This is a genomic window from Acidovorax sp. BL-A-41-H1 (assembly GCF_051942715.1).
This window is the reverse complement of sequence record NZ_JBPVJQ010000006.1, coordinates 324216-344068: the sequence shown is the minus strand read 5'-3', so window position 1 is coordinate 344068 and position 19853 is coordinate 324216. Positions and strand designations below refer to the sequence as shown.

Sequence of the window (19853 nt, the reverse complement as noted above, 5' to 3'; positions counted from 1 at the left end):
AAATGCGCGGCCTTCGGTGCAGTGTTGCCTTACCATCGCGTTTCACGGATGACTGCCGAGAGGGCCCCGCAAGGGGCCCTTTGGCTTTCAGCCATTCAGACATGTATCCAGCGAGGAGATCTCCCCTTGTCCGCCCATACCGCACGCACTTTGTCCCGCCGCACCGCACTGGTCCTGGCGCTTGCCACCGCTGCCCCCTGGGCGGCCGCACAGACATCGGCCTCTGGTGCCGCAGCGCTGGCGGCCAAATGGCCCACCAAGACGGTACGGATCATCGTCGGCTTCCCCGGTGGCTCGTCGCCCGACCTGACGGCGCGCACATTTGCCGAGCCGCTGTCCAAGGCGCTGGGGCAACCGGTCATCGTCGAGAACCGCGTGGGCGCGGGCGGCAACATTGGCGCCGATGCCGTTGCCAAGGCGCGCGACGACCACACCATCGGCCTGATGATCAACGGCAACCTGACCATTGCGAAGCTGCTCAACGCAGCGGTGCCTTACGACCCGATCAAGGACCTGGCCCCGTTGAGCCTGATCGGCACATCACCGCTGGTGCTGACCGCGCCCGTGAACCAGCCGGGTGTGCCCGCAACCGCTACCGCACAGGAGTTCTTTGTGGCCGCCCGCAATGGTGGTGACAAATGGAGCTATGGCACGCCGGGCGTCGGCACCGTGGGGCATATCGGTACCGAACTGCTCAAGTCGCGCAGCAACATCAATCCCGTGCACGTGCCCTACCCCGGCTATGCCCAGGTGGCCACCGCCATGCTGGGCGGGCAACTGCAGATGGCACTGATGCCCCCAGCGCTGGCGCAGGCGCAGGTCAAGGCCGGCAAGCTGCGCGCTATCGGCGTGACATCGACCACGCGCAGCGCGCTCGCGCCCGACATCCCGAGCCTGTCAGAGGCAGGCATCAGCAACTTCAATTTGGAGATCTGGAACGCGTTTGCAGCCCCTGCAACCATGCCCAAGCCCATCCAGGCCAAGCTCGCTGCACTGATCGGCGAGATTGCCCGCAGCGAAGAAGTACGCAGCAAGCTTTTCCAGCAGGGCTGGCAAGTGGCGGGCACATCGCCTGAAGGCCTGGCCAACCGGATCAAGGCCGACACCAGCCTGCTCGGCGGCGTGATTGCGATGCGAGGCATCAAGGCGGAGTGACCAGCGTCGCTGAGGCCATTCAGGGCCTCAGCTTGTGCCGGCCTGCGGGGCGCGGCCGTCTTGCAATGGCTACTTGGGTGAAAGCCTCCGTCAAGACTGCCCTGCCACGTTGGGGCGCAGGCGGGGCTGCCAGCGACAGGGGCGCACCGCCCGTTGAAGGCGTGCGTCGGTGAAAGCTCAGCGCGCCTCGCCCAGCAAGGCCTTCACGTCCGACGCCAGCGCCTGCGCGCCGCTCCCGTAGCGGTTGTACACGCGCAGACGGCCGGCCGTGTCGTATACGTAGCTGCCGGCCGAGTGATCCATGGTGTAGCTGGTGGGGGTCTTGCCATCGACCTTCTTGTAGTAGATCTTGAAGTCCTTGGCGACGGCAGCCAGCTGCTCGGGCGTGCCGCGCAGCGCCAGGAAGGTCGGATCAAAGTTGGCCATGTACGCCTTGAGCACTTCGGGCGTGTCGCGATCCGGGTCCACGGTGACGAAGATCCCTTGCAGCCGGTCGCCGTCCGGGCCCAGCATCTTCTTGACTTCGGCCAGTTCCTGCATGGATGTGGGGCAGACATCCGGGCACTGCGTGAAGCCGAAGAACACCACCACGACCTTGCCCGCAAAGTCCGCCATGCGGCGGGCCTGGCCGTGGTGGTCTGTCAGCGGCAGGTCGCGCGCGTACTCGGCGCCGGTGACATCCACACCCCGAAACTCCACCTTTTTCTCGGTACAGGCAGAAAAAAGGGCGGTAGCGCTTATCGCCATTGCCATGACAGCTATAGATTTGATAGTAAATCGACGTTGGAGCATGGCAGTCACAGCACGTAGTGGTCCACCAGCAGGGCTGCAAACAGCACGCTCAGGTGGATCAGGGAAAAGCGGAAGGTCTTGCGGGCCAGCGCATCAGAATAGTTGCGCCACAGTGCGAAGCCGTAGGCACAGAACCCGCCACTGAGCAGCACCGCCGCCGCCAGATAGATCCAGGAGCTCATGCCATAGACAAACGGCATCAGGCAGCCCGCAAAAAGGATCAGCGTGTACAGGAAGACCTGCAGGCGCGTGAACTCGTTGCCGTGCGTGACGGGCAGCATGGGCAGGCCCGACTTGCGGTAGTCCTCCACCCTGTACAGCGCGAGCGCCCAGAAATGCGGCGGGGTCCACAGGAAAATGATCAGGAACAGGATCAGCGCCTCGGGTCCCACGTCGTTGGTCATTGCGGCCCAGCCCAGCACGGGCGGCATGGCGCCTGAGGCACCACCGATCACGATGTTCTGTGGGGTCAGCGGCTTCAGGATGACGGTGTAGATCACCGCATAACCCACGAACGTGGCAAACGTAAGCCACATGGTCAGCGGGTTGACCAGGAAGTACAGGATGGCCGACCCGGCACCGCACAGCACGGCAGAGAACAGCAGGGTCTGCGCATTCGACAGCTCGCCTTTGGCGGTGGGGCGCCACGCGGTGCGCTTCATCTTGGCATCAATGCCCTGCTCGACGATGCAGTTGAATGCGGCAGCAGCCCCCGCCACCAGCCAGACGCCAGCAGAGGCTACGGCCATCAGGCCCAGTTGTGCGCCAGAGGGCAAGCCGGGCACCGCCAGCACCATGCCGATCAGCGCGCAGAAGACGATCAGCTGGACCACGCGCGGCTTGGTCAGCGCGTAGAACTGCGCCAGGCGGGACGGCGGCGAAACCGCCGCGGGGGAAGCAACACTCATGCAGAAACTCTCGGTGCACGCAACGGTGCAGTGGCCGCTTGCGGGTGCGCGGCAACGCGGCTTGACGCAAGGGACCATGTCAGAACAACCACCAACGCCGCGGCGCCGCCAGTATGAAGGACGGCGGCGACCAGCGGCCAGTCCAGCACCACATTGGAGAGCCCGGTGACGAGCTGCAGGGCACCCAGTGCTGCCAGCCAGCGCGCCTGCGCCACCAGCAGACCGCGGCGATGCAGCACCCAGGCCACGCCCCAGATCACGGCCAGCACCAGGTAGGCCATGAGGCGGTGAACATAGTGGATGGCCGTGAGTCCGGCGAAGCTGATGTGGGTGCCGTCCTGCAGCATGCCCAGTTCACGCCATATCTGGAAGCCCTGCGCAAAATTCATCTCGGGCCACCAGCTGCCCTGGCAGGTGGGAAAAGTGGTGCAGGCCAGCACAGCATAGTTGGTGCTCACCCAGCCACCCAGCACGATCTGCACGCCCACCAGCGCCGTGGCAGCCACCAACGCAAGGCGCAGCGGGCTGGTCAGACTCACAGGCTGGCGCCCCTGCGCCCAGTGCGTGTGGCGCACTGCCTGCACGCACAACAGCGCCAGCAGCACCACGCCACCCATCAGGTGGAGCGTGACGATGGCGGGAAAGAGCTTCATGGTCACCGTCAGCGCACCAAACGCCCCCTGCAGACACACCCAAAACAGTGTGAAGGTGGGCCACCACGGGCTGAGCGGTGGTTGCTGCGCGCCATTGCGCAGCGCCTGGCGCCGCTGAACCCAGGCCGAGGCCGTCATCGCGATGATCAGCACGCCAACGCCCGTTGCCAGGTAGCGGTGGATCATCTCCACCCATGCCTTGCCGTGGGTGACAGGCCCGGTGGGCATGGCCTCTTGAGCGGCAGCGATCTCCTGGCGCGCGCCGACAGGGCTTGCGCTGCCGTAGCAGCCGGGCCAGTCCGGGCATCCCAGGCCCGAGTCCGTCAGGCGGGTGAATGCACCGAAGAGCACCAGATCAAACGTCAGGAAAAGCGTCAGCACGGTCAGTGCTTGCAGGCGGCGCACCGGCGAGCTGCCGCGGTTGCGCAGGGCAATCCAGGCCAGCGGGCCCACGGCGATAAGGATGCCAACAAGCATCAGCCGCGCCAGCGGCGCCAAATCGTACAGCGGCTGCGTGTCCATCATGGCTTTACGGGGCGACCGGCGTCATCCCACGATGAAGAGGCGCGCAGCAAGCGCTCCAGGTCGCGTTTGGCCTTGGCAGCGCCGGTCGTGTCCATCGCGGCCGGGAAACGCATCATCCAGTTGCCCATGGGGTCCACCACGTACAGGTGATCCGCCAGCACGTGACCCTGCGCAGGGGCTAGCCAGCTGCCCAATGCTGCGGCGTCCAACCGCAGTACGGTGGCCTTTTGCAGGGCTGTGCCCAGCTCTGCCGGCAGCGGTGCGGAATCGTTGACCAGCCACACCCAGTCGAGCCGGTCTTTTTCCTTGCCCAGGCTTTCGCGCATCTGGCGCTGCAAGTACAGGTGGTTCTGGCAGGCTGCGTCGCAGGCGCCACCCGCCACACTCACCAGCAACCACTGGCCCTTGAGCGAACGCAGGTCCATTGTCTGCCCGTCCAGGGTTGTCGCTTTCAGGTCCGGGAAGGTGCGCTGCGGGTCGATCAGCTCGCCATAGCTGCGGCGGCCTTCGGGCCGCACCACGTAGTACGTGAAGTACGAGGCAATCACGGGCGCCGCACAGATGAGCAGCACCCCGAGCATCTTGAGCCGGCCGTAGCGGCCGCGCTGCGCGTCGGCCACCGCAGCGCCAGCCGCTGGCAGCGTGTGCACCGTGAGCCCCAGTGGATGCTCCCCGGCCTCCTCAGGCGGCTGGCTGGCGGCGCGGGCGAATGAACCGTCGGAAGATGTTGAACCAGACATAAAGCGTTGCAATCAGGCCGCAGAGCCCGAACCATTGAAATGCGTAACCGTAGTGTTTGTCGATGCCAGCGCTGACGATGGGCCAGTTGCGCAGCAGGCCGTCGGCTGCCTCGCCGGTCTGCAACACCGTGAGCGGCAGGATGGGCAGACGCGACTCGGTGCGGAAGGCCGCAAGATCGAGATTTTGCCGGATGGGCGAAGACCTTTGGATTGCCGGGCCGTCGTCGAACTCATACAGGCGCGAGGGGGGCGAAGCGATCCGGCCTTGTACGCTGACTTCGGCGTCCCGCGGTGTCTCGACCTGCGGGAGCTGGGTGCGGTCCTGGAAATTGCGGGGCACCCACCCGCGCTGGACCATGACCACTTTGCCGGCTCCTTCCGGGCCCGTGAGCTGCAGCGGGGTCACCACAAAGAAGCCCGGGCGGCCGTTCATCTGGCGATTGTCCAGAAAAACCGTAAATTCGGGGACCCAGCGCCCACGCAACGCTACCGTTCGGTGGACCAGGCCATGGGCAAGAGCGTCATCGGCGCCCGCTTTGTCGGCGTGTCCGGTAGTCGACGCTGACGGCTCCTGTGCCTGCACGAAGGCTCGCACGTCTACCGGACCCAACTGCCGGCGCTCGTCAATGGCCGACTGCAGCGCCTGCTTCTGCGACGCGCGAGAAAGCTGCCACCGCCCCAGCGATGCCGTAACCAGCATGGCCACAATGGCAGCGAGGGTGATCAGCCAGAAACGCAGGTCCGCAGCGCGGGTCAGGGCAGTCACGGGATAATGGCTTCCATGAAATATCTGGTGTTGGTGGCTTTCATCGCCATTCTCGCAAGCCTCGCGTCGGCGCTTGTCTTCATGATGCGCAACGGGCGGGACGACAAGGCCAAGGGTAACCATATGGCCAAGGCGCTGGCGCTGCGGGTGGGTTTTTCCATTCTGCTTTTTGTGTGCATCCTGCTGGCCTGGCAGTTGGGGTACATCCAGCCCACAGGCCTACCGGCAACCCGTTGACCAGGTTCGCTGGCTGATCGGCACTTTCGCCGGACTCATACCGCCAGCACAACAAAAAAGCGCCGCGAGGCGCTTTTTTGTTGGGGTCGCTTTTGGGCTTACATCCAGTAAACCAGCACGTAGAGACCCAGCCAGACCACGTCCACAAAGTGCCAATACCAGGCAGCGCCTTCAAAGCCAAAGTGCTTGTCGGCGGTGAAGTGCCCCTTTTGCAGGCGCAGCGTGATCACCAGCAGCATCAGCATGCCCAGGAACACGTGGAAGCCGTGGAAGCCGGTCAGCATGAAGAAGGTCGAGCCAAAAATGCCGGAATTGAGCTTGAGGTTCAGGTCGGTGTACAGGTGGTAGTACTCGTAGCCCTGAACAATCAGGAACACGAAACCCAGCAACACGGTGGCCCACATGAAGCCGATGGTCTTGCCACGCTGGTTCTCGCGCAGCGCATGGTGAGCGATGGTGAGGGTAACGCCCGACGTCAGCAGCAAGGCGGTGTTGATGGTCGGCAGCCAGAAGGGGCCCACCGTCTGGAAGGGCTCCACGATGCCTGCTGGCGAGGCGGTAGCACCGGCAGCAATGCTGGGCCATACCGCCTTGAAATCAGGCCAGAGCAGTGCGTTTTCGAGGCTGCCCAAGGCCGGCACCGAGTGCGAACGTGCCCACCACAGAGCCGTGAAGAACGCGCCGAAGAACATGACTTCGGAGAAGATGAACCAGCTCATGCTCCAGCGGTAAGACAGGTCGATCTTGTGACCGTACAGGCCACCTTCGCTCTCGCGGACCGCATCACCGAACCACTGGTACAAAACAAAGAGCCACCACACCAGACCGAAGGCCAGCGAATACTTGCCCCAGTCGTGACCGTTGATCCACTGCCCTGCGCCCAGGATCACGAAGAACAGACCGACTGCCGCCATGAAAGGATGGCGCGATTCGGCCGGCACGTAGTAGTACGGGGTTCCGCCGTGGGTTGTTGCACTCATTTCAGCTCCTGAATCTCAAAATCTCAAAACTTATGGTGGCCTGCCCCAAGGACAAACGGGCCACATATTCTTTTCAAACTATCCAGTTCACAAGACCAATCAGCCCGAGGACCAGCAGAAACACAGCTACCAGCCCCACCACAATGATGTGCAACGGGTTCAGTCGCTGCACATCCTGCTCATATTCACTGCCCTTGCGCAGCCCGATCAGCGACCAAGCCACCGCGCGTATTGTCCGGCCTAGGGAGCCCTTGCGTTCATGCGGACGGACGCTACGCTCGCCCCCCTCGTCACTCACGAACCAGCCTCTGCCCTGCCTGTCACCACCGGCGCAGCCATAGCTGCAACCGGCGCAGCCAGCACCGCAGCAGCGGCCGAAGAACCGGGCGCTGCAGGCGTCTTTCCGCCCACCTCAAAAAACGTGTAGGACAAAGTGATGGTCGTCACGTCCTTCGAAAGGCGCGGATCAATGACGAAAGCCACCGGCCACTCTTTCTTTTCACCGGGCTCCAGGATGTACTGGTTGAAGCAGAAACATTCGAGCTTGTTGAAGTGTGCGGCTGCCTGGCGCGGTGCATAGCTCGGGATAGCCTGGGCGGCCATCCGGCGGTTCTGCACATTCTGGAACTCGTACATCACCGTCGTCAGCTCGCCGGGATGCACCTGAACGGAACGTTGCGCAGGCTTGAAGTCCCACGGGCCGCGCGCGTTGGCATCGAATTCCACCGTGATGGTGCGGGTACGGTCCACCTGCGTGTTGGAAGGGACTTTTACGTCCTTGCCTGCTACGCCGTTACCGGGCACCTGGCGCTCAGAGAGCGACAGGATGTTGATACCCGTCATCTCGCAGATGTGCTTGTAGATGGGGATCAGCACGTAGCCGAACGCAAACATGCCCGCCGCTACGACGACCAGCTTCCCGACCATCTTCGCGTTTTCGTGGCGCAGGCTCATGAGAATGTTTGCTCGTTCAGCGGGAAAGGAAGGTGACCTTGACCATGAACCCGACAAAGAAAACGGCGGCCACCGATGCAAGGATCAAAGCCATGCGCAGGTTGCTCTTCTTTTGTTCGGGCTTCATGGATCAGACCTGGTCTTAGCCAATCACGCGGGTCGCGGTGGCGTCCAGCTTGGGTGGGTTTTCAAACGTGTGGAAGGGTGCAGGCGATGGAACTTCCCATTCGAGGCCTTCAGCGCCATCCCAGGGCTTGGCAGCAGCCTTCTCGCCCTTGCCGCGCATGGCGGGCACGACCACGGCCAGGAAGAAGTACACCTGAGCCAAGCCGAAGCCAAAGGCGCCCACCGAAGCGATCGCATTGAAGTCGGCGAACTGCATCGGGTAGTCCGCATAGCGGCGTGGCATGCCGGCCAGGCCCAGGAAGTGCATCGGGAAGAACGTGATGTTGAAGAAAATCAGCGAGCTCCAGAAGTGGATCTGGCCGCGGGTTTCGGAATACATCACACCGGTCCACTTGGGCAGCCAGTAGTACACGCCGGCAAACATCGAGAACAGCGAGCCCGCCACCAGCACATAGTGGAAGTGGGCGACCACGTAGTACGTGTCCTGGAGCTGGATGTCGATGGGCGCCATGGCCAGGATCAGGCCTGTGAACCCGCCCATGGTGAACACGAAAATGAAACCCACTGCGAACAGCATGGGGGTTTCAAACGTCATGGAGCCGCGCCACATGGTGGCGATCCAGTTGAAGATCTTCACAGCCGTAGGCACCGAGATCAGCATCGTGGCGTACATGAAGAACAGCTGGCCGGTCACGGGCATGCCGGTCGTGAACATGTGGTGGGCCCACACGATGAACGACAGGATGGCAATCGACGACGTGGCGTACACCATGGAGGCATAGCCGAACAGCTTCTTGCGCGAGAAGGCGGGCACGATCTGGCTGATGATGCCGAAGGCCGGCAAGATCATGATGTACACCTCGGGGTGACCGAAGAACCAGAAAATGTGCTGGTACATGACCGGGTCACCGCCACCAGCGGGGTTGAAGAAGCTGGTGCCGAAGTGACGGTCAGTCAGCGTCATGGTGATGGCACCGGCCAGCACGGGCATCACGGCGATCAGCAGATAGGCGGTGATGAGCCAGGTCCAGGCAAACATGGGCATCTTCATCAGCGTCATGCCGGGGGCGCGCATGTTCAGGATCGTCACGATGATGTTGATCGACCCCATGATCGAGCTGGCACCCAGGATGTGCATCGCAAAGATGCCGGCATCCATGGACGGGCCCATCTGCAGCGTCAGGGGCGCGTACAGCGTCCAGCCGGCAGCCGGAGCGCCGCCAGGCATCAGGAACGAGCCCACCAGCATCAGCGCCGCAGGAATCATCAGCCAGAAGCTGAAGTTGTTCATGCGTGCGAAGGCCATGTCGGATGCACCGATTTGCAACGGGATCATCCAGTTCGCAAAACCCACGAAGGCGGGCATGATGGCGCCAAACACCATGATCAGGCCGTGCATCGTGGTGAGCTGGTTGAACAGCTCGGGGTTGACCAGTTGCAGACCTGGCTGGAACAGCTCGGCGCGAATCAGCAGGGCCAGAATGCCACCCACCATCAGCATGGTGAACGAGAACAGCAGGTAGAGCGTACCGATGTCCTTGTGGTTGGTGGCAAACACCCAGCGGCGCCAGCCTGTAGGTGCGTGGTGGTGATCGTGGCCGTCGTGTGCGTGATCGCCAGCGTGCCCGTGGTTGTCGAGAACTGCGCTCATTTTGGATTCCTCAATACGATGGGGCGTTGATTACTTGCCACGCTGGGCCACGATTTCCGACGGCTGCACCAGCTGGCCAGTCTTGTTGGACCAGCTGTTCTTGGTGTACGTGATCACTGCTGCAATGTCGGTATCGCTCAGCTGGGGCCATGCGGGCATCGCGCCGTTGGCAGCGCCCTTGAGCAGGATCTGGATCTGCTTGGCATGGTCAGCGTCGAGGACGACCGCAGAAGCGTCCAGGGCCTTGATCGGACCTGCGCCCTTGCCGTTGGCCTGGTGACAGGCTGCGCAATTGGCTGCGTAGACCTTCTCGCCACGCTTGGCCAGATCGTCCATGGCCCAGACCTTGGTGGGGTCGTCCAGCTTGGCAGCAGCGAGCTTGCGCTGGGCCGCCACCCAGGCCGTGTAATCCTCAGCCGACACGACCTTCACATGGATGGGCATGTAGGCGTGTTCCTTGCCGCACAGCTCGGCGCACTGACCGTAGTAATCGCCAATTTTTTCAGCACGGAACCACGTGTCGCGCACGAAGCCGGGGATCGCGTCCTGCTTGATACCGAAGGCAGGCACCATGAAGGCGTGGATCACGTCGTTGGCTGTCGTGATGATGCGCACCTTCTTGTTGACAGGGACCACCATCGGGTTGTCCACCTTCAGCAGATAGTTGGCGGGCGCTTCCTTGACGTTGCCGCTGTCGGACATGGCACGGTGGCTGCTGTCCAGCGTCGAGATGAAGCCAATACCCTCGCCTTCACCGGCCAGATAGTCGTAGCCCCACTTCCACTGATAACCCGTAGTCTTGATGGTGAGATCGGCGTTGGTCGTATCCTTTTGGGCAACCAGAACCTTGGTGGCCGGCAGGGCCATCAGGATCACGATGATGAAAGGAACAATGGTCCAGACCACCTCGACAGTCACCGACTCGTGGAAGTTGGCCGATTTCGCGCCCTTGGAGCGGCGGTGTTTCCAGATCGAATAGAACATCACCGAGAACACGGCCACGAAGATTACCGTGCAGATGATCAGCATCATCCAGTGAAGGAAGTGCTGCTCTTCGGCGATCTTGGTGACGGGGGGTGCCAGGTTCAGCTGATTGACCGCCGGCCCGCCTGGCAGGTCCTGGACCGCGTGGGCAGCGGACCCCACCCATGCACCGGCGATCAGCAGCAGAGAAGCCAGCTTGTTGGAAATGCTCTTCATAGTTCTCACTTACTTCTAAGCCTCAATTTAACCAATCCCCTGGCGCGCCTGCGTGGGGTCAGGCGGCGCGCAGAGCCATGCGGATCTCCGATGCCAAGACCGGCCTCAGCTCGGGACGCACAAAGCGCCCCACCTCCACCGAACGACCTTGCGCAGACAGCATGATGAGCGAACGGTTACCCGTCTTGGGCTCTACGCGAACCCGGCTTCGGTCGAACTCTGCCCGCTCCAGCTTGCCTGCCGTTTCCAGCTCTACCACAAGGCGTGAGCCCTGCAATGAGATTCTTTCGCCATCGGCCGCATGGCGGCCATAGATGACAAACGCTATTCCAACCGCGAGGATTTCGAGCCATGCGAAAGGCATGACAAGCCGTGCTCCCAGCATCCAGAACGCCGATGCGATCGTCAGGATCACCACGCACAGGGCCAGATACAGCCACCCGAGTTGTGCTGGCGTCACCGAGCAGTTGCGGGCGAGGCGCCAGTCGACGCGCTGACCAGAAACCGTGGCAAAACGATAAACCAAGCCCGTCACAGCAGATGCTCACAAGACTACCGGACTGCACATTCACGGCATGAAACCGTCTCGCTGCAGCCAGCAAATTTGCGCGGGAAGATGCCCGAAATCTCAATAACCCTGAATTGTAGCGCGGCTTGTTCCATGTCATTGACATAAGGACACACCCGCATCCTGTCCGGCAAGCAATCAGATGGAAAGCCGGACAACGCGTTACGACATGACAGTCTGCACCGGTATGGACACCTTTGCACTCCGCCTGGGTAACCGCTGTTGGTACGGTGCAACCGCAAGCCCTGGGAGCCTGCATTGGCGACGGTTGTGCTTGACACCCCGCGCCCTCCCGCGCGGGGTGTAGAGGGCTCCCGCCTTTGGTTCGCTGGAGCATGCAAGAGCAGCGATGGCGATGGACAAGCCATCCCAGAGCAGTTCGGCAGCCCTCCTCAGGTCCGCTCGCCGCCCTTGCGCAGCATGGCCCGCATGTCCTGCAGGGAGACAGCGCTTGACTCGCTGACGCGAACCCGGGGTGCCGGCTTGAACGCGTGGCCGTAGATGATCTCGAAAGTAAGTGCAAGCTGACCGTCATTCTGCGGATCAGCCAGGCGCTGGGACAGCGCCGCATACAGCTGCGCCCGCCAATGCCGCCCACGCAGCGACGCGTGCCGGCCCGGGTGCAGGTTGCAGCCCAGTTCGCGCAATTCCTGCACGAGCCGCTCGGGCGTGGCAAAGGTGAGCGTAATGCGCTCCATGTCCATCACAGGCTCCGCAAAGCCGGCCTCCACCAGCATGTCGCCCCAGTCGTGCATGTCCGTAAAAGCATGCCCGGCCGGGGGCCAGCCTATGGCCGCATACACCGCGTGCAGCTCCCGCAGGGTATCTGGCCCCAGGCACGAGAACATCAGATAGCCGTCGACCGCAAGCGCCCGATGCCATTGCGCGATCAGTGCTTGCGGGTCTGCTGCGGTGTGCAGGCCCATGTTGGCCCAGAGCATCTGCACGCTGGCGGGCTCCGGATTCACAAATTCGGGGTTGGCCGCGCTCCATCGTCCCGGACTCCACCACGGCTTGGCAAACGCTTCACGCGCCACCCTGGCGTGCGCGGCAGAGGTCTCGTGGATGACGCTCCGCGCCTTGGGGTAGCGGGCACTGACCAGCGCATGCGCCTTCAGCCCCCCGCGCACGGCCTCCCAGTCGCACCACGAATCCGGAGCCTGCACGATCCATTGGAGGCGGTCCTGCATGCGCCGACCCACCTCCTCATGCAACCACGGCGAGACGGCGGGTGCCGCGGCGTGCCAGCGCGCAGCCGCGACGGGGTCAATGGTGGGGGGGCGCTGGGATGACATGGGCCGTGCAGGAAGGGAGGCGCGAGTATATTGACTCATGCTGTTCACTCGCCTGGGAGGGATTTCCAGCGGCCTTGACCAACTGGCTGACCGGGTGCCAAGCGTATGCGCGGTCTGCCATGCCTGGCCATCCCGACGGGTCTGCGATGCCTGCGTGGCGCGGTTTGCACAGCCGGCCACGCGCTGCGCACGCTGCGCCCTGCGGGTGCCTGAGGGCGTGGAGGTGTGCGGTGCCTGCCTGAGCGGACCGCCGCTTCAGGATGCCTGCCTGGCGGCGCTGGACTACGCCTACCCCTGGGCGGACGCACTGGCCGCGTTCAAATTCCGGGGAGACCCCGGCTGGGCCCGGACGATGGCCTCCCTGATGCGCAGCACGCCGTGGGTAGAGCCGGCGCTGGAGGCGGCCCACAAGGTGCTGCCCGTTCCCTTGTCGGCCGAACGGCTGCGGGCGCGGGGATTCAACCAGGCGGCGCTGCTGGCGCGCAAGCTGGCGCCACACAAGGCCGACATGCACAGCCTGCTGCGCCTGCAATCGACCGAGGCCCAGAGCGGCCTGGCCCGGGCCGAACGCCTGCGCAATCTGCGCGGCGCATTTGCGGTGGAGCCTGCTCGCGCCAGCGACCTGCGCGGCCTTCGGGTGGTGCTGCTGGACGATGTGATGACTACAGGTGCCACCGTGCACGCCGCCACGCAGGCACTGCGTGACGTTGGCGTGGCCCATGTGACGGCCGTTGTGCTGATGCGTACCGGCATCGATTGACGAGGTGCAAAAGACCAACCATGCCACGCATTCCGGTGACAGCACGCAGCTGGCAAATGGGCAACTGCGATGTATCGCCGCCGATACCCCGCTTACCATCCGTTGCGCCACGATCACTCTGGCGGCGCACAATGCAGGGATGTTCCATATCGTTCTTGTCGAGCCGGAAATCCCGCCCAACACCGGCAACGTGATCCGCCTCGCAGCCAATACGGGGTGCTCGCTGCACCTCATCGAGCCGCTCGGGTTTTCGATGGAAGACCGGCTGATGCGCCGCGCCGGGCTCGATTACCACGAGTACGCCACCGTGCACCGCCACCCCGGCTGGACGGCATTTTTGCGCGACGCTCAGCCCGACCCGGCACGCATGTTTGCCATGACCACCCACGCGTCACAACCTGTGCATTCAACCTGTTTCCTGCCTGGTGACTGGCTGGTGTTTGGTGCCGAAACGCGCGGCCTGCCGCCCGAGCTGCGCGAAACCTTTCCGCCCGCACAACGGCTGCGGCTGCCCATGGTGGCGGGGCAGCGCAGCCTGAACCTGTCCAACGCGGTGGCGGTGACGGTGTTTGAAGCCTGGCGCCAAAACAGCTTTGCCATGCCCGACGGCGAAATTGAGGTGGAGCCCGAGGGCACCATCATCAGCGGCTTTGCGCAGCTGGGCTGATGGCGCAGATCTGACTACAGGCCCTGCTGCTCTGCCATCGCGGCCTGCGCCTGCTGGCTCAAAAAGTCGAGAAACACCTTGGTCCGCGCGGGCAGCATGCGGCCCGATGGCAAGGCCGCATAAATCGTGTAGCGCGAAAAAATCCAGCCCGGCAGGATATGCACCAGCTCGCCGCGGGCCAGGTGCTCGGCTGCCAGCAGGCGCGACGTGACTGCCACCCCCGCGCCATCCACGGCAGCCCGCAATAAAAGCTCGGTACTCACGCTCTGCAATACGGCGGGCACGTCCACTTCCTGGACAGGCAGGCCCGGGGACACAGGCTGCAGGCGCAGCTTGCGGCCCGGGCCCATCTGCGAACGTGCCGCAGCACCGGAATCGCGCAGGTAGTCGTGCTGGAGCAGATCGTGCGGCTCCAGGGGGGTGCCGCGGCGCTGCAGGTACTGCGGCGATGCGACCACGATCGCTTCGCCCTGCAGCATTGGCCGGGCCACGATATTGGCGTCGAAATCTTCGCCCGCCACCATGATGGTCACGTCGTATTCGTCCACCCTGGCCGAGGCAAAGGCGTCGATGCTGATGTCGAGCACCAGCTTGGGGTATTCCGCGCGCCACAGCGCCACCACCGGCGCCAGAAAATTGGTGGCCAGCACCGGGGCCGCCACGATGCGGATCGTGCCGCGCAGGTCGCGCGTGTTGGCAGCGGCAGCAGCTTCGGCGTCGTCGATTTCGTGCAGGATGGTGCGCACGCGCTGCAGGTACGACTCGCCCGCGTCTGTCAGCGCCAGCTTGCGCGTGGTGCGCTGCAAGAGCCGCGTTCCGAGGTGGTGCTCCAGCTCGGCCACCATGCGGGTGACGACGGGGGGCGACATGTCCATGGCGCGTGCGGCAGCGGCAAAGCCGCCTTCGTCGACCACGCGCTCAAACACCTTCATGGCTTGCAGGCGGTCCATCGGTCAGGCCTCCTGCGCTGCCAAAGCCAACGGCGTCAGGCCGGTGCCCCGAAGTTGCGCGACAGTGATTCGGCCACGCACGCAGGCTTGTCGCTGCCCTCGCGCTCCACGGTGACCAGCCAGGTCATCTGCATGCCGTCCGGCGCAATCGCCTCGGCAGCCTGCAGCGTCAGGCGCGCACGCAGGCGGCTGCCCACCGGCACGGGCGACGTGAAGCGTACGCGGTTCAAACCGTAGTTCACGCCCATGCGGGCTCCCTCGATGTGGATGCCTGTCTCGAAAAATCGTGGAATCAGCGACAGTGTGAGGAACCCGTGCGCAATGGGCGCGCCAAACGGCCCAGCCTTGGCGCGCTCGGGGTCCACATGGATCCACTGGTGGTCGCCCGTGGCTTCGGCAAACAGGTTGACCTGTTCCTGGGTGATGGTGATCCATTCGGTCACGGCGACCTCCTGGCCCACGCAGGCACTGATTTCGGAGTAGGAGCGGAAGGTTTTCATGCGGGCAATGTAGCGCCCGGCGCGGGGCTGCGATGTCTGCCGGGTGACAGGTGTCATCGCCTGGTATGTGCGGCTTCACGGCGTCCTTCAGGTCAGTCTTGTGCAGGACATCAGGTGTCGAGCCAGGTGCAGATGTCCTGCCACTGCTCCAGGTCGCGCGCCACGCGGCCGGGGGCCACGTCGAACAACGTGAGGCCATGGGCGGCCAGATGGATGTAGTTCTGCGTGTCGCGCAGGTAGCCCAGCACGGGAAACCCGAGCGTGTCAACAAAGTGGTGCAGCTGCTCGGCCGCCTTGGTGCGGGCATCGACCCGCATGCCCACGATGCCAATCTGCGCGCCGGCTGCATGGCGGTGTTCTGCCAGCTTGTCGAGAAAACTGCGGGTGGCAAAGATGTCGAACACGCTGGGCTGCAGCGGCACGATGATCTTGTCGGCCAGCTTGAACACATCGCTCATGCGCCAGCCCTGCAGGCCCGCGGGGGTGTCGAGCACCGCATGGGTGGTGCCGCGGGGCGGGCGGGTGATAACGTCTGCCGACGCGTCCCATGTGCCGATGGCACGCGCCGCAGGCGGGCGCAGACCCAGCCACAGGCGGGCCGACTGCTGCGGATCGGTATCGCCCAGGATGACGGGATGCCCGCGGCTGGCGTAGTAGCCCGCAATGTTGGTAGACAGCGTGGACTTGCCCACGCCTCCCTTCGGATTGGCGACAACAACAACTGGCATCACAAGCTCCCTGGAATCAGCGCACCCACAAAAAACAAGCCAAATCAGCCATAGGTCCAGGTTTTATTTGCACCTGTAGCTATGCTTTTAATAGCAAATGAACTCAGGCGTGCTGTCCCCCGCGCTTGACGAAAAACAGCCCCGCCCCCACAGCCATCAACAGGCCGCCGAACACACGGTTTTGCACGCGCACGGCGCGGGCGCTGCGCATCAGGCGGCGCAATGCACTGGCCCCTGCAGCGTAGCCGTGCATCACCACCACGTCTACCGCCACGGTGGTGGCAGCCATCACGGCCAGCTGCGTCCACAGGGGGCGCGTGTCGGTCATGAATTGGGGCAGCACCGCCACCATGAAGATGATGCCTTTCGGATTGGTGGCATTGGTCAGGAACCCGGTCAGGCAGCGCTTTTGCCAAGGTCCGGCGGGCGCGGCCTCGTCGCCCTGGATGGGCGAGGCATCGCCTGCGCGCCACTGGCAAAAACCCACATAGATAAGGTAACAGGCGCCCAGCACCTTGACCACGCTGAACGCCACCTCCGACGCCAGCAGCAGCGAGCCCACGCCCGCCCCGGCGATCACCAGGATCAGCAGCAGCCCCAGCTGCAGGCCGAAGATGGTGGCGGTGGTCTTGCGGACCCCGTAAGAGAGGCCGTGACTCATCGACAGCACGGCGCCCGAGCCCGGCGACACCGCAATCAGGCACGACGCCGCGAAAAAAGCCAGCCAGGTCTGCACATCCATGAATCACACCACCACAATTTCAGAAGGGCCCGCATCTTAGCAACGGGGGCCTGCTCAAGGACGGGTACAGGTCAAAACTCGGCGATGCGCATGATAATCATGGCTCAATAGCTATCAAAAGCGGAGCACCCTGCCGTGTCCGCCCTCCTCCGCCATGGAACACGCGCCCACCTGGCTCACCTACGGTTTCCTCTACCTCTCGGCTGCCGTGGTGGCCGTACCGCTGGCGCAGGCGCTGGGCCTGGGCGCCATCATTGGCTACCTTGCGGCGGGCATTGCCATCGGACCGTGGGGGCTGGGCCTGGTCAGCAATGTGCAGGACATCCTGCACTTCGCGGAATTCGGCGTGGTGCTGATGCTGTTTCTGGTGGGCCTGGAGCTGCAGCCCAGCCGCCTGTGGGCCCTGCGCCGCCCCATCTTCGGCACGGGCACAGCCCAGGTGCTGGGCTGCGCGGCGGTGCTGTTTGCGCTGGGCGCGCTGGCCGGGCTGCCCTGGCGCGTGAGCCTGGTGGGCGCGCTGGGGCTGGCGCTGTCGTCCACGGCAATAGCCTTGCAGTCGCTGGCCGAGCGCAACCTCATGCGCACGCAAAGCGGGCAGGCGGGCTTTTCGATCCTGCTGTTCCAGGATGTGGCCGCCATTCCCATCCTGGCGCTGCTGCCCCTGCTGGGCGCCGCGGCGGGTGCGGGCGATGCCCATACGCCGGGCGACCTGGCGCTGGAGGTGCTCAAGATCGTGGGCGTGATCGGCGCCATCATCCTGGGCGGCCGGCTGCTGCTGCGCCCGGTGCTGCGCTGGATCGCCAGGAGCCGCACGCCCGAAGTCTTTACGGCCGCTGCGCTGCTGCTGGTGGTGGGCATTGCCTACCTGATGGTGATGGTGGGGCTGTCGATGGCCTTGGGGGCCTTTTTGGCCGGGGTGCTGCTGGCCGACAGCGAATACCGGCGCGAGCTGGAGGCCGACATCGAGCCCTTCAAGGGCCTGCTGCTGGGCCTGTTCTTCATTGCCGTGGGCATGAGCATCGACTTTGGCGTGATCCTGCGCTCGCCCTGGCTGATGGCCGCCATCCTCGTCGGCTTTCTGACGGCCAAGGCGGTGGTGATCTATGCGCTGGCCAAGGCGGTGGGCATTCCGTACCAGGAGCGCCCGGTGTTCACGCTGCTGCTGGCGCAGGGCGGCGAGTTCGCGTTCGTGGTGTTCCAGGCTGCGGCCGGGGCCAGCGTGTTCTCGGCCGAAACCGCGTCGCTGCTGATTGGCGCCGTGGCGCTTTCGATGCTGATCAGCCCGCTGCTGCTGGTGCTGCTCGACCGGGTGCTTCTGCGCCGCTACGCGCGGGTGAAGGCGCCCGCTGCCGAAGAAATATCGGAGCCGCAGGAGGCCCCGGTCATCATCGCGGGCTTCGGCCGCTACGGGCAGATCGTCTCGCGCGTGCTGCTGGCCCAGGGTATCCCCACCACGGTGCTGGACCACAGCGTGGAGATGCTGGAGGTGGCACGCACGTTTGGCTACCGCGTGTTCTACGGCGACGCCACGCGGCTCGACTTGCTGCGCATTGCGGGTGCCGAACATGCCCGCATCCTGGTGGTGGCGGTGGACGACGCCGACCAGTCGGTACAGATCGCCCGACTGGCGCGCGAGCATTTCCCGCACCTGCAGGTGGTGGCCCGTGCGCGCGACATCACGCACTGGAACCGTCTGCGCGACATCGGCGTGACGCTGGTTCAGCGCGAACTGTTCGAGTCGAGCCTGCAAAGCGCGCACACGGTGTTGGGGCTGATGGGGCTGACGCCCGAGCAGGCCACCGCCATCACCCAGCGGTTTCGCACGCACAACATTGCGCTGGCCGACCGCATGTACCCGCACCACAAGGACCGCGCCAAGTTCATCGCCGTGGCCCGCGAGGGCCGCAGCCAGCTGGCCGAGCAGATGGCAAAGGAGCGGCAGGAGACGGCAGCGGGCAACGCCGATGGCGGTGCGTACCCGGGGTATGAAACGCCGGGCAACGTGGGTGCTGGCACTATGAGCGGCAGCGACAGCCCGCACCACGCCAGCGATGGCGATCACGGCGCGCCCGCAAGGCCAGACGACCAAAAAACGGGGCAAAACACGCTGTAGCGCACGCTTTATTTGCACCTATTGCTATTTATTTAATAGCAATTCCATCGATCCTGCCAAGCCGTGGCACGCCAAGCCCCAAGGGCACAATCTGCGCCATGGACCCGTTCATCACCTCCGGCTGGCTCAATACCTTCCGCACCCTGCTTGAAGTGGCGGCCACCATCGCGTTCGCGCTGTCGGGCGTGATCGTGGCGGCGCACAAGCGGCTGGATGCCGTGGGCGTGTGCGTGGTGGCGTTTGTGGCGGCCTTTGGCGGCGGCACCCTGCGCGACCTGCTGCTGGACCAGCGTCCCTTTTTCTGGATACGGCACACCGAATTCGTGTGGGGCATCCTGGCGCTGTGCGTGGCGGCCATGCTGTTCATGCGGCAGCGGCACTTTCAGCCTACCGAGCGCGCCATGCTGCTGCCCGACGCGATTGGCCTGGGGTTGTTCGCTGCAGTGGGCGTCGACATCTCGATCGCCATCGGCATGCCGCCCCTCATTGCCGTGGTGATGGGCGTGATCACCGGCGTGTTTGGCGGCGTGCTGCGCGACGTGCTGTGCAACGAGGTGCCGCAGGCCTTCAGCGACCACCGGCCCTACGCACTGTGCGCGTTTGCCGGCGGCTGGGCCGACATCGCCCTGCGCCAGCTGGATGCACCCGCGTGGTCGACGCTGGTCACCTGCGTGGTGGTCACCGCCGGGCTGCGCGGGCTGGCGCTTTGGCGCAACTGGGAACTGCCGGCCTGGCGGGTGTAGGGCGCCAAGCCAGCGCAAACCTGCCGCCCGCCCAGGGTGGCACGCTGGCGACAGTTTTCACGCCCGGCGAGTCCCACACTTTGGCTGCACGGTGTTCCGA

Annotated in this window: 23 protein-coding genes; 6 read left to right on the top strand and 17 right to left on the bottom strand. The window is 64.3% G+C overall.

Annotated elements, in window-relative coordinates:
* Nucleotides 1–126: 126 nt before the first annotated feature.
* Nucleotides 127–1155, top strand: coding sequence for a Bug family tripartite tricarboxylate transporter substrate binding protein (locus ACTPOI_RS14740; protein ID WP_440110068.1), 1029 nt, complete (start codon nt 127–129; stop codon nt 1153–1155).
* A gap of 177 nt (nt 1156–1332) precedes the next feature.
* On the opposite strand, the gene ACTPOI_RS14735 is transcribed toward ACTPOI_RS14740, so the two are convergent.
* From ACTPOI_RS14735 to ACTPOI_RS14715, 5 genes are read right to left on the bottom strand one after another with little or no spacing between them, the layout of a single operon-like run.
* Nucleotides 1333–1902 (bottom strand): SCO family protein, encoded by a 570-nt coding sequence (locus ACTPOI_RS14735; RefSeq protein WP_440110066.1) that lies wholly within the window; start codon nt 1900–1902, stop codon nt 1333–1335.
* A 50-nt stretch (nt 1903–1952) separates the two neighbouring features.
* Nucleotides 1953–2855, bottom strand: coding sequence for a heme o synthase (cyoE, locus tag ACTPOI_RS14730; RefSeq protein ID WP_440110064.1), 903 nt, complete (start codon nt 2853–2855; stop codon nt 1953–1955).
* The gene (locus tag ACTPOI_RS14725; protein WP_440110062.1) at nt 2852–4033 is read right to left on the bottom strand and encodes a COX15/CtaA family protein; all 1182 of its coding nucleotides are present in this window, start codon (nt 4031–4033) and stop codon (nt 2852–2854) included. Before ACTPOI_RS14725 ends, cyoE begins: the two co-directional genes overlap by 4 nt.
* Entirely contained in the window at nt 4030–4773 is a 744-nt protein-coding gene (locus ACTPOI_RS14720; protein WP_440110060.1) for a hypothetical protein, read from the bottom strand. Before ACTPOI_RS14720 ends, ACTPOI_RS14725 begins: the two co-directional genes overlap by 4 nt.
* Nucleotides 4715–5539 carry an SURF1 family protein gene (locus tag ACTPOI_RS14715; RefSeq protein ID WP_440110058.1) on the bottom strand — a complete coding sequence of 275 codons (825 nt, stop codon included), beginning with the start codon at nt 5537–5539 and terminating at the stop codon, nt 4715–4717. The genes ACTPOI_RS14720 and ACTPOI_RS14715 overlap by 59 nt, the downstream gene beginning before the upstream one ends.
* A gap of 15 nt (nt 5540–5554) precedes the next feature.
* Here ACTPOI_RS14715 and ACTPOI_RS14710 point away from each other — a divergent pair, with 15 nt between their 5' ends.
* Nucleotides 5555–5776, top strand: a complete 222-nt coding sequence (locus ACTPOI_RS14710; protein ID WP_069104958.1) for a twin transmembrane helix small protein — start codon at nt 5555–5557, stop codon at nt 5774–5776.
* A 98-nt stretch (nt 5777–5874) separates the two neighbouring features.
* Here the strand turns inward: ACTPOI_RS14710 and ACTPOI_RS14705 are convergent, their stop codons facing one another.
* From ACTPOI_RS14705 to ACTPOI_RS14670, 8 genes are all read right to left on the bottom strand, one after another.
* Nucleotides 5875–6756, bottom strand: coding sequence for a cytochrome c oxidase subunit 3 (locus tag ACTPOI_RS14705; protein ID WP_291517742.1), 882 nt, complete (start codon nt 6754–6756; stop codon nt 5875–5877).
* Nucleotides 6757–6829: 73 nt separating this feature from the next.
* On the bottom strand, nt 6830–7054 hold the full coding sequence (locus ACTPOI_RS14700; protein WP_440110055.1) for a DUF2970 domain-containing protein: 225 nt from the start codon (nt 7052–7054) through the stop codon (nt 6830–6832).
* Nucleotides 7051–7710: a cytochrome c oxidase assembly protein gene (locus tag ACTPOI_RS14695; protein ID WP_440110052.1), complete on the bottom strand. Its 660-nt coding sequence runs from the start codon at nt 7708–7710 to the stop codon at nt 7051–7053. Before ACTPOI_RS14695 ends, ACTPOI_RS14700 begins: the two co-directional genes overlap by 4 nt.
* A 16-nt stretch (nt 7711–7726) precedes the next feature.
* The gene (locus ACTPOI_RS14690) at nt 7727–7837 is read right to left on the bottom strand and encodes a cytochrome oxidase small assembly protein (protein WP_231940594.1); all 111 of its coding nucleotides are present in this window, start codon (nt 7835–7837) and stop codon (nt 7727–7729) included.
* Nucleotides 7838–7852: 15 nt separating this feature from the next.
* Nucleotides 7853–9487, bottom strand: a complete 1635-nt coding sequence (ctaD, locus tag ACTPOI_RS14685; RefSeq protein ID WP_440110050.1) for a cytochrome c oxidase subunit I — start codon at nt 9485–9487, stop codon at nt 7853–7855.
* A gap of 30 nt (nt 9488–9517) precedes the next feature.
* Nucleotides 9518–10687, bottom strand: a complete 1170-nt coding sequence (gene coxB, locus ACTPOI_RS14680; protein ID WP_440110048.1) for a cytochrome c oxidase subunit II — start codon at nt 10685–10687, stop codon at nt 9518–9520.
* 58 nt (nt 10688–10745) lie between these two features.
* Nucleotides 10746–11222: a DUF2244 domain-containing protein gene (locus ACTPOI_RS14675; RefSeq protein ID WP_440110046.1), complete on the bottom strand. Its 477-nt coding sequence runs from the start codon at nt 11220–11222 to the stop codon at nt 10746–10748.
* A 425-nt stretch (nt 11223–11647) separates the two neighbouring features.
* Nucleotides 11648–12550, bottom strand: coding sequence for a class I SAM-dependent methyltransferase (locus tag ACTPOI_RS14670; RefSeq protein WP_440110044.1), 903 nt, complete (start codon nt 12548–12550; stop codon nt 11648–11650).
* 37 nt (nt 12551–12587) lie between these two features.
* Between ACTPOI_RS14670 and ACTPOI_RS14665 the strand changes: the two genes are divergently transcribed.
* Together ACTPOI_RS14665 and ACTPOI_RS14660 are read left to right on the top strand one after the other, a co-directional pair.
* Entirely contained in the window at nt 12588–13310 is a 723-nt protein-coding gene (locus tag ACTPOI_RS14665) for a phosphoribosyltransferase family protein (protein WP_440110042.1), read from the top strand.
* A gap of 139 nt (nt 13311–13449) precedes the next feature.
* Nucleotides 13450–13977, top strand: a complete 528-nt coding sequence (locus ACTPOI_RS14660; RefSeq protein ID WP_440110040.1) for a tRNA (cytidine(34)-2'-O)-methyltransferase — start codon at nt 13450–13452, stop codon at nt 13975–13977.
* A gap of 14 nt (nt 13978–13991) precedes the next feature.
* Here ACTPOI_RS14660 and ACTPOI_RS14655 read toward each other — a convergent pair whose 3' ends face one another.
* From ACTPOI_RS14655 to ACTPOI_RS14640, 4 genes are all read right to left on the bottom strand, one after another.
* The gene (locus ACTPOI_RS14655) at nt 13992–14927 is read right to left on the bottom strand and encodes a LysR family transcriptional regulator (protein ID WP_440110038.1); all 936 of its coding nucleotides are present in this window, start codon (nt 14925–14927) and stop codon (nt 13992–13994) included.
* A 35-nt stretch (nt 14928–14962) separates the two neighbouring features.
* Nucleotides 14963–15427 carry a MaoC family dehydratase gene (locus ACTPOI_RS14650; RefSeq protein ID WP_440110036.1) on the bottom strand — a complete coding sequence of 155 codons (465 nt, stop codon included), beginning with the start codon at nt 15425–15427 and terminating at the stop codon, nt 14963–14965.
* 110 nt (nt 15428–15537) lie between these two features.
* Complete coding sequence (locus ACTPOI_RS14645; protein ID WP_440110034.1) at nt 15538–16155, bottom strand: nucleotide-binding protein; 618 nt, start codon at nt 16153–16155, stop codon at nt 15538–15540.
* A 103-nt stretch (nt 16156–16258) separates the two neighbouring features.
* Nucleotides 16259–16897, bottom strand: a complete 639-nt coding sequence (locus tag ACTPOI_RS14640) for a LysE family translocator (RefSeq protein ID WP_440110032.1) — start codon at nt 16895–16897, stop codon at nt 16259–16261.
* 154 nt (nt 16898–17051) lie between these two features.
* On the opposite strand from ACTPOI_RS14640, the gene kefC reads away from it, so the two are divergent.
* Both kefC and ACTPOI_RS14630 read left to right on the top strand, forming a co-directional pair.
* Nucleotides 17052–19010, top strand: coding sequence for a glutathione-regulated potassium-efflux system protein KefC (gene kefC, locus ACTPOI_RS14635; RefSeq protein WP_440110030.1), 1959 nt, complete (start codon nt 17052–17054; stop codon nt 19008–19010).
* 98 nt (nt 19011–19108) lie between these two features.
* On the top strand, nt 19109–19753 hold the full coding sequence (locus ACTPOI_RS14630) for a trimeric intracellular cation channel family protein (RefSeq protein ID WP_440110028.1): 645 nt from the start codon (nt 19109–19111) through the stop codon (nt 19751–19753).
* Nucleotides 19754–19853: the final 100 nt, after the last annotated feature.

Coding starts and splice junctions, on each gene's coding strand:
- ACTPOI_RS14735 (WP_440110066.1), bottom strand. CDS start 1,902: ATGGCGATAAGCGCTACCGCCCTTTTTTCTGCCTGTACCGAGAAAAAG.
- cyoE (WP_440110064.1), bottom strand. CDS start 2,855: ATGAGTGTTGCTTCCCCCGCGGCGGTTTCGCCGCCGTCCCGCCTGGCG.
- ACTPOI_RS14725 (WP_440110062.1), bottom strand. CDS start 4,033: ATGATGGACACGCAGCCGCTGTACGATTTGGCGCCGCTGGCGCGGCTG.
- ACTPOI_RS14720 (WP_440110060.1), bottom strand. CDS start 4,773: ATGTCTGGTTCAACATCTTCCGACGGTTCATTCGCCCGCGCCGCCAGC.
- ACTPOI_RS14710 (WP_069104958.1), top strand. CDS start 5,555: ATGAAATATCTGGTGTTGGTGGCTTTCATCGCCATTCTCGCAAGCCTC.
- ACTPOI_RS14705 (WP_291517742.1), bottom strand. CDS start 6,756: ATGAGTGCAACAACCCACGGCGGAACCCCGTACTACTACGTGCCGGCC.
- ACTPOI_RS14695 (WP_440110052.1), bottom strand. CDS start 7,710: ATGAGCCTGCGCCACGAAAACGCGAAGATGGTCGGGAAGCTGGTCGTC.
- ACTPOI_RS14690 (WP_231940594.1), bottom strand. CDS start 7,837: ATGAAGCCCGAACAAAAGAAGAGCAACCTGCGCATGGCTTTGATCCTT.
- ctaD (WP_440110050.1), bottom strand. CDS start 9,487: ATGAGCGCAGTTCTCGACAACCACGGGCACGCTGGCGATCACGCACAC.
- coxB (WP_440110048.1), bottom strand. CDS start 10,687: ATGAAGAGCATTTCCAACAAGCTGGCTTCTCTGCTGCTGATCGCCGGT.
- ACTPOI_RS14670 (WP_440110044.1), bottom strand. CDS start 12,550: ATGTCATCCCAGCGCCCCCCCACCATTGACCCCGTCGCGGCTGCGCGC.
- ACTPOI_RS14665 (WP_440110042.1), top strand. CDS start 12,588: ATGCTGTTCACTCGCCTGGGAGGGATTTCCAGCGGCCTTGACCAACTG.
- ACTPOI_RS14660 (WP_440110040.1), top strand. CDS start 13,450: ATGTTCCATATCGTTCTTGTCGAGCCGGAAATCCCGCCCAACACCGGC.
- ACTPOI_RS14655 (WP_440110038.1), bottom strand. CDS start 14,927: ATGGACCGCCTGCAAGCCATGAAGGTGTTTGAGCGCGTGGTCGACGAA.
- ACTPOI_RS14650 (WP_440110036.1), bottom strand. CDS start 15,427: ATGAAAACCTTCCGCTCCTACTCCGAAATCAGTGCCTGCGTGGGCCAG.
- ACTPOI_RS14645 (WP_440110034.1), bottom strand. CDS start 16,155: ATGCCAGTTGTTGTTGTCGCCAATCCGAAGGGAGGCGTGGGCAAGTCC.
- ACTPOI_RS14640 (WP_440110032.1), bottom strand. CDS start 16,897: ATGGATGTGCAGACCTGGCTGGCTTTTTTCGCGGCGTCGTGCCTGATT.
- kefC (WP_440110030.1), top strand. CDS start 17,052: ATGGAACACGCGCCCACCTGGCTCACCTACGGTTTCCTCTACCTCTCG.
- ACTPOI_RS14630 (WP_440110028.1), top strand. CDS start 19,109: ATGGACCCGTTCATCACCTCCGGCTGGCTCAATACCTTCCGCACCCTG.